The 17,116-nt window shown below is 61.8% G+C and carries 16 protein-coding genes; 12 read left to right on the top strand and 4 right to left on the bottom strand.

The annotated features are described in order from the left end of the window. Positions 1–40: 40 nt before the first annotated feature. From JLDANKMP_RS08915 to JLDANKMP_RS08925, 3 genes are all read right to left on the bottom strand, one after another. Positions 41–187, bottom strand: a complete 147-nt coding sequence (locus JLDANKMP_RS08915; RefSeq protein WP_157804755.1) for a hypothetical protein — start codon at positions 185–187, stop codon at positions 41–43. Between the two features lie 118 nt (positions 188–305). After that, positions 306–1,202 carry an HNH endonuclease gene (locus tag JLDANKMP_RS08920; protein ID WP_049419589.1) on the bottom strand — a complete coding sequence of 299 codons (897 nt, stop codon included), beginning with the start codon at positions 1,200–1,202 and terminating at the stop codon, positions 306–308. Between the two features lie 5 nt (positions 1,203–1,207). After that, entirely contained in the window at positions 1,208–2,299 is a 1,092-nt protein-coding gene (locus JLDANKMP_RS08925) for an HNH endonuclease (protein WP_049419590.1), read from the bottom strand. A gap of 765 nt (positions 2,300–3,064) precedes the next feature. Between JLDANKMP_RS08925 and JLDANKMP_RS08930 the strand changes: the two genes are divergently transcribed. From JLDANKMP_RS08930 to mobF, 11 genes are all read left to right on the top strand, one after another. Then, positions 3,065–3,466: a hypothetical protein gene (locus tag JLDANKMP_RS08930; RefSeq protein ID WP_049402581.1), complete on the top strand. Its 402-nt coding sequence runs from the start codon at positions 3,065–3,067 to the stop codon at positions 3,464–3,466. Between the two features lie 28 nt (positions 3,467–3,494). Then, positions 3,495–4,130, top strand: a complete 636-nt coding sequence (locus JLDANKMP_RS08935) for a hypothetical protein (RefSeq protein ID WP_049402580.1) — start codon at positions 3,495–3,497, stop codon at positions 4,128–4,130. A gap of 61 nt (positions 4,131–4,191) precedes the next feature. After that, positions 4,192–5,250, top strand: coding sequence for a hypothetical protein (locus JLDANKMP_RS08940; RefSeq protein WP_076739290.1), 1,059 nt, complete (start codon positions 4,192–4,194; stop codon positions 5,248–5,250). Between the two features lie 65 nt (positions 5,251–5,315). Further along, the gene (locus JLDANKMP_RS08945; RefSeq protein WP_012480689.1) at positions 5,316–5,648 is read left to right on the top strand and encodes a hypothetical protein; all 333 of its coding nucleotides are present in this window, start codon (positions 5,316–5,318) and stop codon (positions 5,646–5,648) included. Between the two features lie 21 nt (positions 5,649–5,669). Then, entirely contained in the window at positions 5,670–8,651 is a 2,982-nt protein-coding gene (locus JLDANKMP_RS08950; RefSeq protein WP_049402578.1) for a TraM recognition domain-containing protein, read from the top strand. An 87-nt stretch (positions 8,652–8,738) separates the two neighbouring features. Then, positions 8,739–9,263, top strand: a complete 525-nt coding sequence (locus tag JLDANKMP_RS08955; RefSeq protein ID WP_005410160.1) for a hypothetical protein — start codon at positions 8,739–8,741, stop codon at positions 9,261–9,263. A gap of 137 nt (positions 9,264–9,400) precedes the next feature. Then, positions 9,401–9,604 carry a hypothetical protein gene (locus JLDANKMP_RS08960; protein WP_005410159.1) on the top strand — a complete coding sequence of 68 codons (204 nt, stop codon included), beginning with the start codon at positions 9,401–9,403 and terminating at the stop codon, positions 9,602–9,604. Positions 9,605–9,831: 227 nt separating this feature from the next. Next, positions 9,832–10,059 carry a hypothetical protein gene (locus JLDANKMP_RS08965; RefSeq protein WP_005410158.1) on the top strand — a complete coding sequence of 76 codons (228 nt, stop codon included), beginning with the start codon at positions 9,832–9,834 and terminating at the stop codon, positions 10,057–10,059. Positions 10,060–10,166: 107 nt separating this feature from the next. Then, positions 10,167–10,925, top strand: a complete 759-nt coding sequence (locus JLDANKMP_RS08970; protein ID WP_228354638.1) for an ankyrin repeat domain-containing protein — start codon at positions 10,167–10,169, stop codon at positions 10,923–10,925. After that, positions 10,903–12,774, top strand: a complete 1,872-nt coding sequence (locus JLDANKMP_RS08975; protein WP_049402576.1) for a helicase HerA-like domain-containing protein — start codon at positions 10,903–10,905, stop codon at positions 12,772–12,774. The genes JLDANKMP_RS08970 and JLDANKMP_RS08975 overlap by 23 nt, the downstream gene beginning before the upstream one ends. Before the next feature lie 62 nt (positions 12,775–12,836). Next, positions 12,837–15,665 carry a MobF family relaxase gene (gene mobF, locus JLDANKMP_RS08980; protein WP_099539816.1) on the top strand — a complete coding sequence of 943 codons (2,829 nt, stop codon included), beginning with the start codon at positions 12,837–12,839 and terminating at the stop codon, positions 15,663–15,665. On the opposite strand, the gene JLDANKMP_RS08985 is transcribed toward mobF, so the two are convergent. Beyond that, complete coding sequence (locus JLDANKMP_RS08985) at positions 15,655–16,110, bottom strand: GIY-YIG nuclease family protein (RefSeq protein ID WP_046272095.1); 456 nt, start codon at positions 16,108–16,110, stop codon at positions 15,655–15,657. The genes mobF and JLDANKMP_RS08985 overlap by 11 nt on opposite strands. A gap of 139 nt (positions 16,111–16,249) precedes the next feature. On the opposite strand from JLDANKMP_RS08985, the gene JLDANKMP_RS08990 reads away from it, so the two are divergent. Further along, the gene (locus tag JLDANKMP_RS08990; RefSeq protein ID WP_139338722.1) at positions 16,250–17,032 is read left to right on the top strand and encodes a hypothetical protein; all 783 of its coding nucleotides are present in this window, start codon (positions 16,250–16,252) and stop codon (positions 17,030–17,032) included. Positions 17,033–17,116 lie beyond the last annotated feature (84 nt).

Genomic DNA, 17,116 nt, shown 5'->3' on the forward strand with positions numbered 1-17,116 from the left:
TGAAGCGGCTCCCCTCATTTCGAGGTAAAGCCGCCATGGCTCACTTGCCGTTCCGCTTCGCAACAACTGAGGCTGCTTTGGCCTTGAACGCACGTTGTTGAGGAGAGGGGTTGGGTTGGCGATCCACCGCGCTTTGGATGCGTCGCTGGGCGGCCTGTGTCATTGGGGTCTTCTTGCTGCTGCTCATTGTGTTCTCCTTCCAGGAGGCTGGGTGAGCGGTCAGCCTAGAAGGGAGAGCCAGGACAGTTGGTTAGAAATCTTGGGAGTTTGATCAGCTCCTGAGACATCAGGGCCAAGACAGGGTTTCACTTCAGTAGGGACGTGTTGCTCAACTCGGATGACTCGTGCCCATTCAGCCTCTTTCTCAGCGCCTCCTTGGACATCTTGGGCGGGGCGTTCAGCGTGAGCTCCTTTCCGTCCAACGAACGGTAGAACGGATCGTCTACCCCAGAGCTGACGTAAACGACCAGGTCCGGCCCGATGGTCAACAGGCCTGCATCGAACAGCGCGTGTATGTCCTTTCGTAGCAATAGGCCGTTGTTCAGAGCGTTGGTGGAAGCTCCGTTGTAAGGGACGATGTGAGCGGCGTCGATAACGCTGGCCAGGGCGGTCCCGGTGACCATGCACACCGCTCCATAGTGAGCGACTAGGCGCTTGCGAAACTCGGCCTGGCCCTCTCGGATCACCCGGAGGACCTGCTCCATTCGCTTTCCCTCTGCTGCGACAGCATCAGGAGCCGGCGGCAGTGGCTTTTCTAGCCTTAATCGCCCGCTCTCCTCAAGGACGCCCTGAAGGGCTTGGATCACATCGTGACTGAAAAGCTCCGATGCCGAGCGCAACTGAAGGTCAATCCCGGACCGGTGCCGGATGTGCGCCAACAGAAGGGCGGCGTCCTCCACATACTTGAGTTTCTTTTCGCGCATGCTCCAAAGTTGGTTCAGCTCGCCCAAGCTCAAGACCTTTAGCGCTGACCTAACATCACGGCTGCTCATCCGGAGGTGGCTCAGCCCTTTTTGCAGGTGTTGACGAACCAGGTATTCCTCCAGCTCCGGCGGGTTTCCATCTTCGTTATCGCGAATGGTGAACAGGCTGCTGAAAGGCTTGTTAAATTGCTCCTTCCACTTCTTCTTTCGCCGCTGAGGCTTCGACGGGCTCCGGTTAGCCTTACTGTCGCTTCCCTTGTCCTGATCCTTTTCGTCCATGTCGGTCAATTGGTTGTCTGAGCTTGCCTCAATGGTAAGGGATACCTGGTGTCCGGGCGCCCCTTCGGCTGGCGCTTGCGGGCTTTCAACCACGCCGCCGCCAGATCGTCCACGTCGGCCTGCAGCGCGGACCGTTCCCCAGGCAGCCATGCCCTCAACGTCCCACTGGCCACCCCAGCGTCCCGGTTCGCTAAACGGCGCCGGGCATTGAGCCACTGTGCCTTGATTTCCTCCTGACGAGCGGCTTGGCGCTGTGTCCGCATGCGAACCGCGTTGGGCTTGTCGCTGTAAGCCGGAATGTGGTCTTTGGCCTGGCTAGGCCACGGTGCTTCGTGCGTGCCCTGTCGCCGCAGTCGGATCTGGCGCAGGCTTGGATACCGGGCCATCCACCGGTTCTCAAAGGAGCGGTCGGAAGGAGTGTCAGTCCCCAGATGCAGGGGGACGACCAACGCGTGGAGGGCGATCAGTTGCCACACCGCCGATTGAAAAACATCCTCGGTCAACCGGAAGGCCACCACCTCGGGGTGTTCCAGCCATTCGCCTTGGTGCACGTTGCGCAAGAGCGCGGCCAAGTCGTTTCGCGTCAGATGGGCACGGTGGGCCAGTGGCCACCCCACTATCCAGCCGTCCGAATGCCTCTGGGCGTGAACGACGAACCGGGGGTGTATCCAGCGCTCTTGGAGCTGGGCAAGGACGGTGGCTGGCTTGGCAAAGCGCCCCACCTCGACCAGGTGGTTGTCGGAGCGCTGGAGGACAAGCAGCCGGTCGGCCAGCAGGGCGTCCAAGGGTTCTGGTGGCAGCCGCTGGCTCAACTCGGGCCAGGCCAACAGGTCTCGGCTGCCGCGTTCAGCGATGCAGCGTTTGCAGGCCATGAGCAGATTTTCGGTGTCCGCCGGGCCGCCCTGGTTCAACGGAACGAGGGGTGAAAGCCCCCACGAATGGCGATGATCCACGTTCAAAGGGGCGGTGCAGAAAGCGCACGCGGGGTTCTCAGAGCGGCGGGCCACGTCCAGCGCCCAGCGTGGGGTGGCAGGCCCACGGGCGGCATGGAAGGCCAGCACGCGACGGGCAAACGCGTCCAGGTCAGCGGTGTTCATGAGAGCACTCCTGAAACGAAAGCAGGTGGATCATTGATTGGCCAATGGCGGTGAATGAAGGCCATGGCGCGCACCCTCGCTTGACTAAAACGAAATGCGGCGAGGGATCTGCGATTTCCTTCCAGGGGTTCTTTGGCTCCCCACTTGTGATTCGGGAAACGCGCTGTGGGTGTATCCAAGGGCACTGCACACGTTTGACTAAAACCAATGTGATTTGGGTTTCTTGGGGCGTGCTGCGGGTGGGCGAGGGCAACCTGTCCTGGGGATTGGGGGCAATGCGAAACGGTGGGCTGGAAAACTCCGCACGGATTCCCGGGGTGGGGCATCGGTGGGCGTGAGGGGTGGAAGAGCGGGAGCGTTGCGTGGGCATGGCGTGGGTGGTGGTCCTGTGGGGCGAGGGGGCGTAGACCACCAATAGCGCACCTGGGGCAACACGCAAGGGGCCGCCGAAAAGCAACTGCAAGAGCCCAACGTGGGTGGAAGCAATGTCGGCAGTGGCAGAGAAGCAGGAGCCCGGACGGTTCCCCAGAGTCGTCATACACATGACGCACTGAAGTGGGAGTGCGTTTTTCGCCCAAGAATCGCTGTAACGCCTGCCGAAACCTCAATGCAATCAAGGCCTGGCCATGTCACCACCGAATGGAGACAGTGTCAGTGCTTGTTAGCTCGTTTGGCCCATGTTTTTCAGGCTCATGACGTGGGGCCTTGCCAACTCCGAGATTCGCGGTATCGGTGGAGTAATCCCGAAACGGAGTTACTCGACCAATGGCGTTCGTTCGTCAAAACGTAAACCTCGACCGTGGGCAGCTGAAACTTGCTCAGCGGCTTGCCCGTGAATCGGGCAGTGGGTTCAGCGCTTACGTGCGAGAGGCGCTGGAGCGACACAACACCGCCACGTCAGTGGTGAGCGTGTTGGAGAACTCCAGCGCTCACTTGGAGCAGCTCATCGACGAGCTGCGGGAAGAGAACGCGCTGTTCCGGAGTGCGCTCCAGGAGGACCTGCGGCGGCTGCGAGACGAAACGAAGGCGGCGCAGGACAGCGCCATCCAGCGCTACGAAGAAGCGCTTCGCAAGGTGGTGACGGCGGCCCTCTCGCAACCCTCTCCCAAAGGTTCTGGTGCGGCCAAGGTGCCCGCAGCCGGACCCATGACTGCTCCACGCACCTAACTTTCCCCCACAGCAGGAGATCCATCCCATGAAACGTTTTTCCCTTCCTCTCACTCTCTGCCTGGTGGCTTGCATGCCGCTCCAGGTTTCCGCCCAGGCCACCCCTGATGCGGTGCATGCCGCGGCGGACGATGGCAAGCCCAAGGCCGATAAGAAGCGCCTGTTCAAAGCCGGTGGCATCGGTTGCGTGGCCGGCGGAGCCATCGCCTTGCTCACGGGCAAGAAAGACAAAGCCCTGGGTGCTTGCGCCGCGGGTGCTGCCGTGGGGGCTTCCGCGTCCTACGTGAAGCAGCAGCGGGAGCACGCCGAGCAGGCCGCCGAGGCCGCCCGTGCGGCTGGCATGAAGGCCGAAGTGGTCACCAAGACCGAAACCGTGGAGGGCAAGCAGGAAGCCGTCCTGGATTCGTTGCGCTTGAACTACAACCCCACCGACATGAAGCGGTTGGACAGCGATACACGGGCCTTCCTCGACAAGTTCGCGGGTCTTTTGAACAAGTCCAGCAACGGTTTGACGGTGGTGTTCCAAGGAGCCGACAAGGCCGCCTGCCAAGTGCCCATCGTGGAGCTGGCCAAGCGTGGCGCGCTGTCCAAGGTCACGGTGGACGACCGCTGCGGCAGCGGTGAGCCCGTGATCGTCGTGACCCCGGTGCCGGACGTCCGCTGACGCCAATCGCCCGGGTGTCTTGCGAAGCCCGGGCTTCCCTCCCCCATTCCCAGGAGCCCACATGACCCCAGAAGAAAAAATCCAGAAGCGCAAGCGGGACGAGTGGCTGAAGCGTGCCAAAGCAACCCCGACCGCTTCGCCCACGCAGGAAGAGCGGCTGATCTCCGACGGCATGAAAGAGAACCTGAAAGCTGCCAGTCACTGGGCGGGGGTGATCAGCAAACGCACTGCCGAGTTGACCCAGAAGGGCGTTGCTGCCGGTGCCGAGAAGGCGAAGGAGGTCAAGGCGACCGTAGACGCCAAGCGGGCAAGAAGCGCAGAGGGAAGAGTTCAGGCAACAGAAGCCGAGTCTGGCCCCACCGTCCAGCCGACGGAAGCCGAGGACCTGGTCGGTGCGTTGTCCGCCCGGGAGCCAGCGGCAATTGCTGTCGAAGCAGAAGCGGTTGACGTGAGCGAAGCGAATCTTGAGCCAAGAGTGAGGGAACAATCGCCTGTCGTGGAAGCGCCCAGATTTGCACCGGAGGCGGACGCCCCATCGTATCAGCCAGCAGATGCTGTCAATGAGCTGCAGGTGACCGATGACATTTCGACAGGACAGGGAGAGTTGGCCGCCATTGCCGCAGAGGAGCTTGGCCCCTCACCCGACGCCAAGGCTTCAGAGGCAGCGCGAGCGACATTGCATTCCATTCCCCGCTCTCGCTGGCCCTTGGTTGTGGCCGGCGTGGTGGCGGTGGCATTGGTCGGGGGGACGATCTACTTCTTACATGGGAAAGGCGATCAGGTGCCACCGAGCACACCGCAGCCCGTGGCACCGGTAGCCACTCCAGCCGCTCCCGAGCAGTTGCCCGAGGTGGTGGAAGCCCCCGTGGTTGCGCCTGCTCCAGCAGTGCTTCCAGAGCAGGCCGAGCCAGAACCTGCGATAGAGAAGCCAGAACCGGACGCCACTCTCCATGTGAAAGCGTCAGCGCCGATTGCGACCCAGCCCAAGCCTGCGCAGAAACGTGCGACCGCCCCCTTGCCGAGGATGACCTCCGCACCAGCCGCCGACCCAAGGAACGACTGGCAGCAAAAAGCCGACGCAGACCTGGACGCCTGGGCGAAGAAGTCAGGCATCGAATGATCCCCCTTGCGCATTCGCGGATTCGATCTAGAAAGAAGTGACCTACTCACGAATAAGGGGGAATCATGTTCAAGTGGCTGTTCACGCAATACCGGGAACCCGGAAAACTTCATTTCGGCTCAAAGTGGCTGAACCTGCACGGACGCTTGTTCCTTGGCAGCCCTGAATCGTTTGGCATGGGCCACCTGAGCGAAGGCGTCCGCCGCACTTTCTACTACTTGCGCGCCGATCGCAGACCGCCGGTCAGAGACGACGCCGCGTATGACGCATGGACCAAGGATCGGCTCTACGCGAGCAAGGTTGAGCAGGTCGCAGAGCGCTGGGTGGCCAAAGCGGGCTTTCTGGCGTGCGCGCCGCTTTGCTTGGTGCTTGCCGTCTTGGCGCATTGGCTTCGTTGATTTAACAGGGGGGGAACAGAGATGGCAGCAATCAGTTTGTTCAACGTTCTGGACTGGACGAGCGGCCTGGGGCGCAAGTTCCGCCGGAAGAGCGGCGAGCCTTCGGGCGTGAAGGAAGAAATCATCGTCAAATCCGCCGAGGAGTATGAAAACCTGGTGGGGCGCTTTGACGTGACCGATCGCGTTCGCAGTCGAGAGCTCGATGTGCCGGAGGCTGACCGGGATTTCGCGCTGGAGTGCGGCGCCGTCTGGGACGAGAACGCCCAGGTGTTCAAGGTGCCCGACGGACGCAGCGAGGACGAATTCCAGGAGTGGTGGCCAAAGGTTCCGGAGGATCTGCGCGACACCCAATCGCGGATCATCACGACGAAGCTTGGACGGCGTGCCGAGGGCTTCCTGCAGGGCAACGACATGGGGCAGGGCGGCGACAGCCTGGCCACTCCCTTGATGTATCTCGCCTTCCCCGTGATCGGCGTTCTGGCGACCTTCCTGGTGAGCCTCATCGGCTGGGCAGGCTGGGCCGCTCTGCTGCTGACCATTCCCTATTTCATTGCTCTCAAGCAAGGCGAGGGCATGAAGGAGGCCCTGAAAGCCCTGGTGCTGCTGCAATGGGTTCCGATGGCGCTTCAGTTCGTGGTTGGGGACAGCAAGGGCGGCACCGAGGTGGCAATGCAAGCCGGCGGCATGGCTGTGTATGCCCAGATCGCCAGGACCTACCTGTGGTGGGCCTTTGGCTTGGTCGGCATCCTGTTTGTGGTTTGCTTTGTGGCGGCGGCCTCGCACCCGCACCGGGGCGTCATTGGCGGGACAGCCGCGCGCTTCATTCAAGCGATGAAGTGGGTGGGGCTCATCTTTGCCACACTGGTGGTCGGCAAGGTCCTGCCATTTGGCTTGGGCGAGGCGGCGCCTTACGTGCTGGCATGCATGTATGCGATGCAATACGCCGAAGGCAACTTTGTCCAAAACGCCGCCCGGCTTTACCTGCAGAACAACGACAACAACCTGGCCACCCAGGGGGCGCTGATCAACGCGCACGTCAAGGCGCGTGAACAGCAAGCTGAGGCGGCACTGCGGGACAAGACCCCGCTGATCACCATTGGGCGCGCGACGGGACACCTTTCCGACAAGGGCTATGGCTACTCGCCCGACCTGGGCACCGTGATGATGTTCTCGTGGAGGGATTGTCAGCAGGGCCTGCTCGTGTTCGGAGCCATCGGATCTGGCAAATCCTTCGCCGCGCTCAGACCCATCGCTCGTCGGTTCCGTAGAGCCGCTTTGGCGATGGCATGTGCGGCGCCAGGCCACGCAGATGCAAGGGAGCGCTTGAAGCAGCAGAAGCTTGCCGGCGGTGGCGCGCTCATCGCCGACGGCAAGGACGGGGCGATCATCTCGGACTTGGAAGGATTGTTCGATATCGTCGTCAAACCCGGGATGCGGGTGGCGCCATACGAAGGGTTGGCGCCCGATCAGATCGTCCGGGCATTGCGCGGTGCAGCCGGTGGGCGAGTGGACGAGAAATCCAAGCTTTGGACGGACGGCGGTGACGCGTTTCTCTACCACACCGGCATCATCCTTCGTGCGCTCGTGGATCACGAGATGGCTTACAGGTCTTGGTGTTCGGCCAAGCTGGAAGGGCTGGAGCGTGCACAGTTGGATGCGGAGCTTGAGCTGGTCAAACAGCGCAAGCTGGACGAGGACGTGGCCGAGACTGAGGCATTGCTCGAGCGGATCGCCGAACAGATCGCCATCCATCGAATCCCTGTGAGCGACGACAGGCAATGGCAATACACGCCATTCCACCACGCCAAGTTGTTGTCCATTGTGGAACGCGTGATTCCCGCCAGCCCCGCGCCTCGTGCCAATGCAAAGCTGATGGAGGTGGTGAAATACTTGGGCCTGGAAGAGGCGGACACGAGCCATGACGAAGAAGGGCGGCTGGCCTACGCGGCCTACCTGCAACAGCACCGCCTTCGTCAAGAGACCGCTCCGCAGACCATCCACCCGGATCTCTTCCGTCCCATGTCTCAGCTGCAGAGCTCGCTGGAATGGGCGTTCCTGGAGATTCCCGCGATGCATCCGGAACAGAGGCAATCCTTCACGCTCAACTCACGAGGGCTGCTGGAGAAGCTCTTGCGAGGCGAAAAGCTGCGTGACAGCAAGACGGACATGCCTTGGCATTCGATTGAGACGGGCGAGGTGGATGTGTCCGACGCGCTCTATGGAGCCATGGTAGGCCTCTTCTTGCCCCCGACCCAATTCGGTGAAGCGGGTGAAATGATGATGCGCCTGCTCAAACAGCGGGTCATGAACGGAATCAAAGCGCGTGGTGCATTCGGCGACAAGTGGCGCGAAGTGTTGCCTGGGCAAACTGAAGTGATGTTGATGATGGACGAGGCCCACCTGCTGTTGACGGCCGATGACATCAACCTGTTCTCCGTTTCGCGCTTGATGGGGTTGATGCCCGTGCTTGCAACGCAAGGGTTTGAGAGCTTGGTCAACGCCTTTGGGTCGGTCAACGAGGCTGAGCTGATGGCCAATACGATGCAGTCGGTGATCGCGCTGAAGTGCTCGCACAATACCCACGAATACCTGGAAAAGCGGTTCGGACAGGCAACGTTGACCACATTCAAGCAGCGCACCCGGGGCATCGACTACCAAGGCGGCATGAACAATTGGCGCCACTCTGTGCTCAACGACCCGGACCATGCCTACGCGTCCGCCTACGACAAGATGCGCATGGAAGGGGCCGGGCGATTGACGGCCTCGCGCATCGACGCCGTGACGGGCCGCCGCTGGCGGATTGGATCGGAGGACACGCTGGGCCAAGACGAGATCGCGCGCGACATTGACATGCCCACCGGGGGCAAGCGCGAGGTGCAGCCGCTCTTCCTGCAGGAAGAATACTCCGCCCTTCTCGAGCCCCGTGGTCACGCCATCGTGGCGCTGAACCGTGCCGGCATCAAGCGAATCGACTTGGCGGAGCTGCTGCCCGATGCGGATTGATGCGGATAGGCAAGGGGGCTCGCCCCCCTTGCCAAACCCACGGATTGATCAACGATGAACCCATTCACCCCAGCGGAGGAAACAAACATGAGCGACACCCTTTCCCAACCCATCGAAGAAATGACCGAGCTGCGAGCACTCCAGGCGCAGCGCAACGAGCGGCTTCTGGGCGATCGCCCACCGCCCCAGAAGGACAGCGCGGCACGGGCGGACTTCGAGCAGAACGTGGTCCAAGACCAAGACGCCATCGAGCAACGCCGACAGCGCGTTCTGGATTGGGCAGAGAAGGCCTCGCCCGATCAGATCGCCGCGCTCCAGGCAAAGATCCAGGAGGCCGACAAAGCCGTTCGTGATGCAAAGCCGGACGACAAGCACGAGCAGGTGGTTCATGCGACCGTTGCGCAGTGGCGGCAGCAACGCGGGGCCCAGCGGGAGGAGACCCCTCCCATGTTGACCCGTGAGCAGCGGATGGAGAACGGACCTGGGCGCCTGGGATACGCCGATTACGCCCGCAGTTCGTTGAAGGAGGCGGCTTTCATGAAGGACTACGCTGCCAATTACGATTGGGAGAAGCACCAGAAGCAGGCCCAACCGAACGTCTTCCGACAGTAACTTTTCATCGATGTTCAAATCTGCCCGGTTCTGCGCAAAATCGGGCATTTTTGCGTCTTGACGTCCAGTTTGATGGTGCTTTACTGGTTTTGTAAAGAGTAGGTAGACCTACTCATAAAGCCAAAAGGAGAGCCACCATGTCCACGTTGTTCAATGCCCTCAAAGACTTCGCTTTCGAAAACGCGGTTCCACTGCTGACCAGCTTGTTCCTGCTGACCGCGGCCTTCGCAGCGGCTGTTCTCGTCTACCCCCCGGCCGTTCCGGTTCTGCTCAAAGTGGTGGCCATGGCGGTGGCGGGCTTTGTGACCATCGGGGTGGTGGTCCAGAGTTCCTTCCGGTGAGCAGCCGGCGCTGGCTCAAGCTGCGTGCAAGGTGCAGGAAGCGTTGGCGCCGGTTTGACTGGGAGGGGTTTGATTTCTGGTTCTATCCCGCACTGATTTTCTGCATGTTGGGCTGGATCGTCCTTGGCCCACCCGACAGCGTTTAGCGCGTTAGCCCGTTAGTTTACCAGCGATCGAGCTGGACCTTTCCGATGAGGCACATCGGCTTACCACTGCAGGAGGACCAGATGAATATTAACAACACCAACTTCCACCGTTTTCCCGACGTTGCTCCCGAGCATTTGAGTTCTTTCGCCTTGGTCGGCGGGTATGTGGATTCCCAGGTCTTGGCTGGAAGAAGCTTGGACAATGTGCTTCAGGAACTGGACAGCAGTAGCCCAGGGCAGAAGCTCTGGCATGACACTGAGATTCTTCGGCATTTCAGTGTTGCGGTGGCTACTCGCCTCAACAGCTAACATGTTCTCTTGACGATCGCGGATTCGGCTTTACAACAATAGAGATGGACATCCAAGAATCTCTGTTGTGCCTCTTGCGTCCCCTGGGCCTCCAACGAGCGGAGGCCTTGGCGGCCGCACTCGCTCGCGAAGCCGGCGCATCCAAAGGCTTTCACGATTCGCAAGTGTTGGCGCGCGCCCACGCACTGAGCGTTGCCCCTGTTGAGGGTCGGTTGGGCGATCTGGTTTGGCAGGTGCGCCAGCGGGAGCAGGATGGGGCACCGCAAGTGGACCTGCGCTGGGGCTTGCATCGCCTGGGGTTCGACGCGCCCATGCGGGCGTCCACACGGGACCTGGTGCGTGCTTACGAGAGGCGCTTGGCAGACCGTGACGAGCCGATGGTTTACAGCACCCTGGCAGAGAGGGTGGCTGGGTTGTCCATGGCAGAGCACGCCTCGCTGTTCCAAGGCATGGCGATGGCGGTAGAGGAGGCGCGGGCTCGGCGGTCGGATGCAAACCGGTTGCGGGAGAACGCACCGTGGCAGGCCTGGCTCGTGGGGGCGTCCCGGGCGGGCGAGGAAGCGGCACTGCTGGCCTGCATCGGCATGGGCGCGGACGCCCGGCTGCCCGATGCCAGCGGTAACACGCCACTGCATCATGCGGCCCGGTTTGGCCATGCCTCGCTGGTCACCCCGCTGGTCGAAGCCGGCGCCGACGTGGCGGCCCTCAACGCCCTCGGGTGGGCACCGCTCCACCTTGCCGCGCTTCACAGGCACGCCCGGGTCTGCCTCCACCTGATGGCCCACGGCGCCAATCCTGATCAGCCAGGGTGGCGAGGGCGGACCCCAACGCGCATGCACCGACATGGGCAAATCCAAGCCCTTTGATGCGCTGGGTGACGTGCCCGGCAGCGTTGCGCCTTCCCAGCCGGTCCGTTACTGGCACCGCGCCGTTCTTGTCGGCGGATTCGTTTTTGGCTTGGCCTACGTGGGGAGCATGGGTGTTGCCTGGCTCGTCCCGAATCCCGATGGCTCGCTCATCCGCTTCACAGATGCCTTGAACGGTGGTCTGGTGACCGCTTTTCACTTCCTGACCGCTGGCATCTCGGCACGTGCTCCGGCACGGGAGTTCATCGAACTGGTGTCCTACCACCACCCCGCGGAGACGTGGATCCGGATAGGGGTGTCGCTTCTGCTGGCGACGGGCCTTGGCCTTCGCATGTTCTTTAAGGCAGCCGAGCCGGTGAGCAACACCTGGCACCTGTCCGGATCGCGGTTGCTGGAAAGAAAAGAGGCCGTTGACGAAGCCCGGCACCGCTCGATGACACCCAAGGAAGCAGAGGCGGATCCCTTTGCCCTGTCCCTCCACCCCGATCTTTTGTTGCCAAAAAAACATTGGGCGCGCCACGTCTTGATCACCGGTTCGGTGGGGTCGGGCAAGAGCGTCATCCTCAAGCACATCCTGGAACAACTGACGCGAAAGAGGGGCGCAAAGCTGTTCCTTTACGACATCAAGGGTGATTTCACGTCGATTTTCAAAAGGCCTATCATCGTGTCGCCCTTCGATGCGCGGTCCCACGTGTGGGACGTTGCCGCTGACGTGCGGACCCCCACCCATGCGGCGGCGTTCGCTGCCTCAATCATTCCGGAGGGCGATGGGAACGCCAAGTTCTGGAGCATGGCCGCCCAGGACTTGTTGATTGGGTGCGTGCGCGAGCTCCAAAACACCCGGCCTGGCCAGTGGGGGTGGCCCGATCTGGCGGCCTTGGTGCGCCGCCCGGCTGCAGAGATGGCCGCAGGCATGCGCCCGCATTACCCCCGCGGCGCCGCACTGGTGCGTGATCCGGAGAGCCAAACCACGTCCAGCGTGCTGTCTTCCCTCGGGGGCTTCACCCGCCTCATCGACGACCTGGCCACCGCATGGCCCAAGGTTGGCAAGCGCCGTTTCTCGATGACCGAGTGGATACGGGACGACTACACCGGGCGCAAGCAGGTCATCGTTCAATCCGGACCCGACCCAACCCTGACGAAGGCCTACATCGCCGCCATGATCAACGTGGCCGTGCCAGATCTCATTGGGCCAGGTTTGCCGGACAACGAGGGCGGGCGTGGGCTCTACTTCGTGTTCGACGAGCTGACCAGCGCCGGGCGCTTGAACATCGATCCCTTGTTGGCGTTGGGACGCAGCAAAGGCGTGGTGGCCATCATGGCGGTCCAGGATCACTCCCAGATTGAGCTGGTTTATGGGGACAAGACCGCCCAGGCCTTCTCATCGCTGGTGGGCACCCACGTGGTGTGCCAAGTGCAGATGGGGGCGACCCGGGACAAGCTGGCCAGCCAGCTCGGCAAGCGGAAAATCGCCTGGCGTGGGCACGAAGACAAGGCCCAGATTCACGAAGAGAGCCGCGCGTTGGTTTCCAGCGGTGAGCTCACCGACCGGTTGGGTTTCCGCAAAGGCAATCGCTACGGTTCCGAGAAGTGGGGCATCGAGGCGATCGTCCAAATGGGCGGGGACGTGCTGTTGCTGACGTGGCCCGGCAGGAGCCATCCAACGGTTCGCGAAGGGCAGGTGGCCGCCGCGTGGACCACCAAGCCGGCCGGTGTGGTGGGAGAAGCTGAATTGCCCCCTTTGACCGGTGACGCGTTGGCCTTCCCAACCACCGCAGAAGGCATCGACACGGTCCAGCGGGTGCTGACCATGACACCCGAGGAAATCGACGCGCTTTTCAAGCGGTGATCGGCCTTGCCAACTCTCCGTTTTCTGGGACCTTGGATCCATCAACGTTCCAGGAGGTCCCCGTGATCAATTGCACCCGCATCGATGCCCGCGGCCACAACAAGCGCAACGGCAACATGTTCGACTACATGCTGGCCACCGAGCGCCTGTCCATCGATAGCGCCGTGGCTTACTACGCCGGCAGCGGTCCTGATCCGCGGCAGACGCTCAATTGGGGCGGCAGCCTTGCCGCCGAACTCGGCCTGGAAGGGCAGCCGGTTACCCGCGAGGTGATGGAAAAGCTGGGGAAGGGCTTTTCACCCACCGGAAGGCCGTTGTGCAAAAACGCGGGCAAGGAGGCCCGATTGGTCATCAAGACGGATCGCTGGGGAAACGTGCGGTTGGACGACGACGGCAAGCCGATGGAGAAGTGGGAGGGCGGCCACCGGGTGGGGTTCGATCTGACCATTTCCGCCCCCGGGGACGTGAGCGTGGCGTTTGCCCTGGCGGATGATCGCGAGAAGCTGGCCATCCTGGAGGCCCACCGCCAGGCCTGCGCCGTGGCCATGCGCTACATCGAAAGCAAAGTGGAGACCCGGCGCGGACAAGGAGGCGTAGACGTTATAGGCACGGCGGGATTGGTATGGACAGCCGCCGATCATGTCAGCAACCGGAACGTGGAACCCGACCTGCACACCCATCACCTGGCCTTCGGGATCTCCAAGGGGGAGGATGGCCAGTGGGGCACGTTCGATGCCATCGAGATCTACCGCCACCGCCACGCCGCGGATCACCTTTACAAAGTGGAGCTCTACGCCGCGATGAAAGCGCTGGGCTATGGGATTCAGCGGGAGCGCGAGGTGGACGTGATGGGGCGCGAGACGGGCCAGATTCTCACCACGATTGCCGGCATCGACCGTGAGCTGGTGCTTCAGACGAAGACCCGCCGCCAGGAAATCTTGGACTACGTCAAAGAACACCCCAACGCCAGCCACGACGAGGCCTGCAAGGCCACCCGCAAAAAGAAGGAAGAACCGCCGTTCGAGCAGGTGGTCAAGGACTGGCAGCAAACCTTCGCCAACATTGCTAAGGAAAGGCCTGACCTGGTTCCGACCACCCAGTCGCTTAAGCAGACCCAAGGCCAGCACCTGGACCCGCATACCTTTGACGAGGTCTTGCAGCGCATGCACGAGAACGAGGCGATGTTCTGCGAGCATGACCTGGTCCGGGAGCTGGGGATGGAGTTCGCCGGGCAAAAGAACGCGGAGGAGATCCTCAAAATGGTGAAGGAGTTCACCGAACAGGACGACCTGGTGCGCGTGAAAGCCGAACACCTCCACAAAGACGACCGTGGCACTCGTTTGGCACGCAAGCACCGGGAGGATCGCTTCTGCGCCACCTGGATGGTCGAATGGGAAGCCGAGATCATCCGTCGCTCGAAGGAGCGGGAGAACGAGACGGACCTGAAGCTGTTCCGCTCCACCGTAGACCGGGAGATCGCCGCCTATGAGAAGCGAAAGGGGTTCACCCTCACAGAGGAGCAGAAAGCCGCCATCGGTCACCTCACCCACGGCACTGCCGGCGTGGGGGTCATGTCGGGGTTGGCTGGCACCGGCAAGACCACCGTGGCCGAGGTCTACAAGCAGTGCTTCGAAGCCGAAGGAAAGCAGTTGATGGGCTTGGCCGTGTCGGGTAAAGCCGCGGCTAAGCTGGAAGAAGAGTCCGGCATGCCCTGCATGTCGGTTGCAAAGTTCTTTTCCCAGCTCCGGCAGGGCAAGGTTGCTCTGACGAAGAATGTTGTGGTGGTGCTCGATGAAGCCGGCATGGTGGCTACCGATGACACCTTGAAGCTCATGACCTACTGCCAGGGGGTGGGCGCCAAGCTGATCCTGCAAGGAGACAGTGACCAGCTTCAGCCCATCGCCGCGGGCAACGGCTTTGAGCTGGCGAAGATGGCCTTGGGGGACAAGAAGCTGACCGAGATTCGCCGGCAGAAGAACGCCGGTGACCTGATCACCGCCAACAGTTTCTACGAGCGGGACCACCAGGGGAAGGTCAAGGACATGCGCCGCGGGCACCGCAGCCGCCAAGGCACCCTTGATATGGGTGCGCAGACCCTTCGCAATCTCAAGGAGGGAAATTGCATCGACGACTTCGGAACGGAAAAGCAGGCCATCAAGGCGTTGGTGGACGACTACCTGAAAGACCCCACCCCGATGGACGAGAAGTTGGTTCTGGCCCACACGCGCTCTGAAGTCAAAGCCCTTACCACGGGCATCCGAAAGGGGCTCCAGGAGCAAGGCGTGCTGGACAGGGAGGAATTCACCTTCCGCTCGATCGTGAAAGGGCAGTGGGAGGACCTGACGCTCTCCCGCCGGGACCGGGTGATGTTCACCGCGACCAACAACGACTTGGGTGTCATCAACGGCACCGAGGGCACGGTGGAGAGCATTCGAAAGGACAAGTCCGGCGGCTACGACGTGGTGGTGCGCATCGAGGGCTCGAATCCGAAGGAGAATGGGCGCATCGTGCAATTCAACACGAGCGAACACAATGCCTTGGCCCACCGGTATGCCATGACCGTCCACAAGGCGCAAGGACAGGGGAAATCCGAGGTTTACCACTTGGCCACGAACATGGGCATGCTCGATCAGCAGTCGGCCTTGGTGGCGTTCACCCGCCTCACCAAGGGCAGCTACCGCATGTATACGACCGACGAGATGATGGAGCGCATGGCCGAACGGCTGGGCACCGAACGGCACAAGGAAATGGCGCTGAGCGTCGGCTTGTCCGAGACCCAGGCTGCTCCGGTGCGCAACCTGGTCCAGGACGTAGAAGAGCTGTTGGCAGGATTGAAACCGCAACCTCAGGTGCCAGCGGTGAAACAACGCGGGATCGCGCTTACCCGGTGACGCAACGAGCAAGCAGCAACACAATGGCCCCCACCGCAATCCACGGCCACCACCCCACGTGTTCGGAGGGGGCTTTCACCGGTGTTCCCAGCTGCCACCGCCGTTGGTGGGCCAACCCGCGCACGTGGGCCGTGGCCCGCCGGTGGGGGTTGACCACGATCCCCGGTGGCTTGGCGTAGATGCGCCACCCCTCCCGGGAGGCCCTCACCCGCCACGCCTGCTCATACACTTCGGCTTCCGCCCTGGTGGCGGTCACCACTTCCAGCGCATGGAACCGGAAGGGACGGTGCCAGCCGCCTTTGGGGGAGCGGTGCTGCTTCTCCCGCTGCTGCGGGTTCGAGCTTTGGCCAACGTAGCATCCCCCGTCGTCGAACAACAGGGCGTAAAGGGTGCGGGGCAGGGCGTGATACTTCTCGCTGCGTCCCAGGTTGTGGTGCTGGGTCATGGTCTCTCCGTGAGTAAGACGACCCACTCACGAATAGATCAGAATTTGAAGTTGGCAAGCCTGCTGCGAAGGACGTGAGAGGCCACACGTCGCTTGCGTGTAATCTCTTCGCAGTTCATGGCGAGCATGGGGCGGGCGAGTGACCTTTAAGTTCCCGGTTGGACCTTCCAAGGGACGTTGCAACATATGCGGGCAGGAAACCGACCTGACCGAAAACCACGTGCCGCCCAAGGCGTGGGCTCAAGGCATCGCTCTGAGGGTGTCCAGCGTCGCCGATGCAATCAGTGGAGAGAAGAAGCCGCGGTCGCACAAGATGCCCAATGGTGTTTGCTTCAGGAGTATCTGCAGGACCTGCAACGGCTCGGTGCTTTCTCGATACGACAAGGCGCTTGTATCGATGAGTCGACAGGTGACGGAGATCTTGCGTGATCGAAGCAAGGTCACCTACTACCAGAGCATCCGCATCCAGCCGCAGCTTGTGGCAAGGGGAGTTCTGGGCCACATGTCATCGGTGGGCTTGAATCGCTACGACGAACGCCACAGCCAGCACCTGTTCGATGACCGGTCAGATCTTCTACGCCAGGTTCGGCTTCACTACTGGGTGTATCCCTACAGCGGTCGAACGGTTCTTCGAGACTTCGGACTGGGCATCTTGGGCGGGAAAGGCAGTTCGGCGATCTATGTCCTGAAGGCCTATCCGCTGGCCTTTGCAATGGTCTGGAACAGGGACTTTCAGTTCGAGGACTGGCAGCCGCAGAGCTTTGACCCGTTCGCTGGGTTCGAACCAGACCAAGAGGCGAACCTCCCGCTGGAGTTCGTGGGCCTGCCGGGACAGGTTTGGCCAGAGCACGTCCAGGGGAATACGTTCGCGGTCCTTCATTCCGATGGTGCGTTCGTGGCAACGGAGAAAAGACGGGGCTAGGTTTGGGCGGTTTTGGCTCTTCCGGAGCGGAGGCGCTGCGGATAGCAGCAGCGTTCCAAAGAAAAAGCCCGGGCTGGGCCCGGG

The organism is Stenotrophomonas sp. PE591, assembly GCF_018320795.1.
Classification (GTDB): Bacteria; Pseudomonadota; Gammaproteobacteria; order Xanthomonadales; family Xanthomonadaceae; genus Stenotrophomonas; species Stenotrophomonas maltophilia.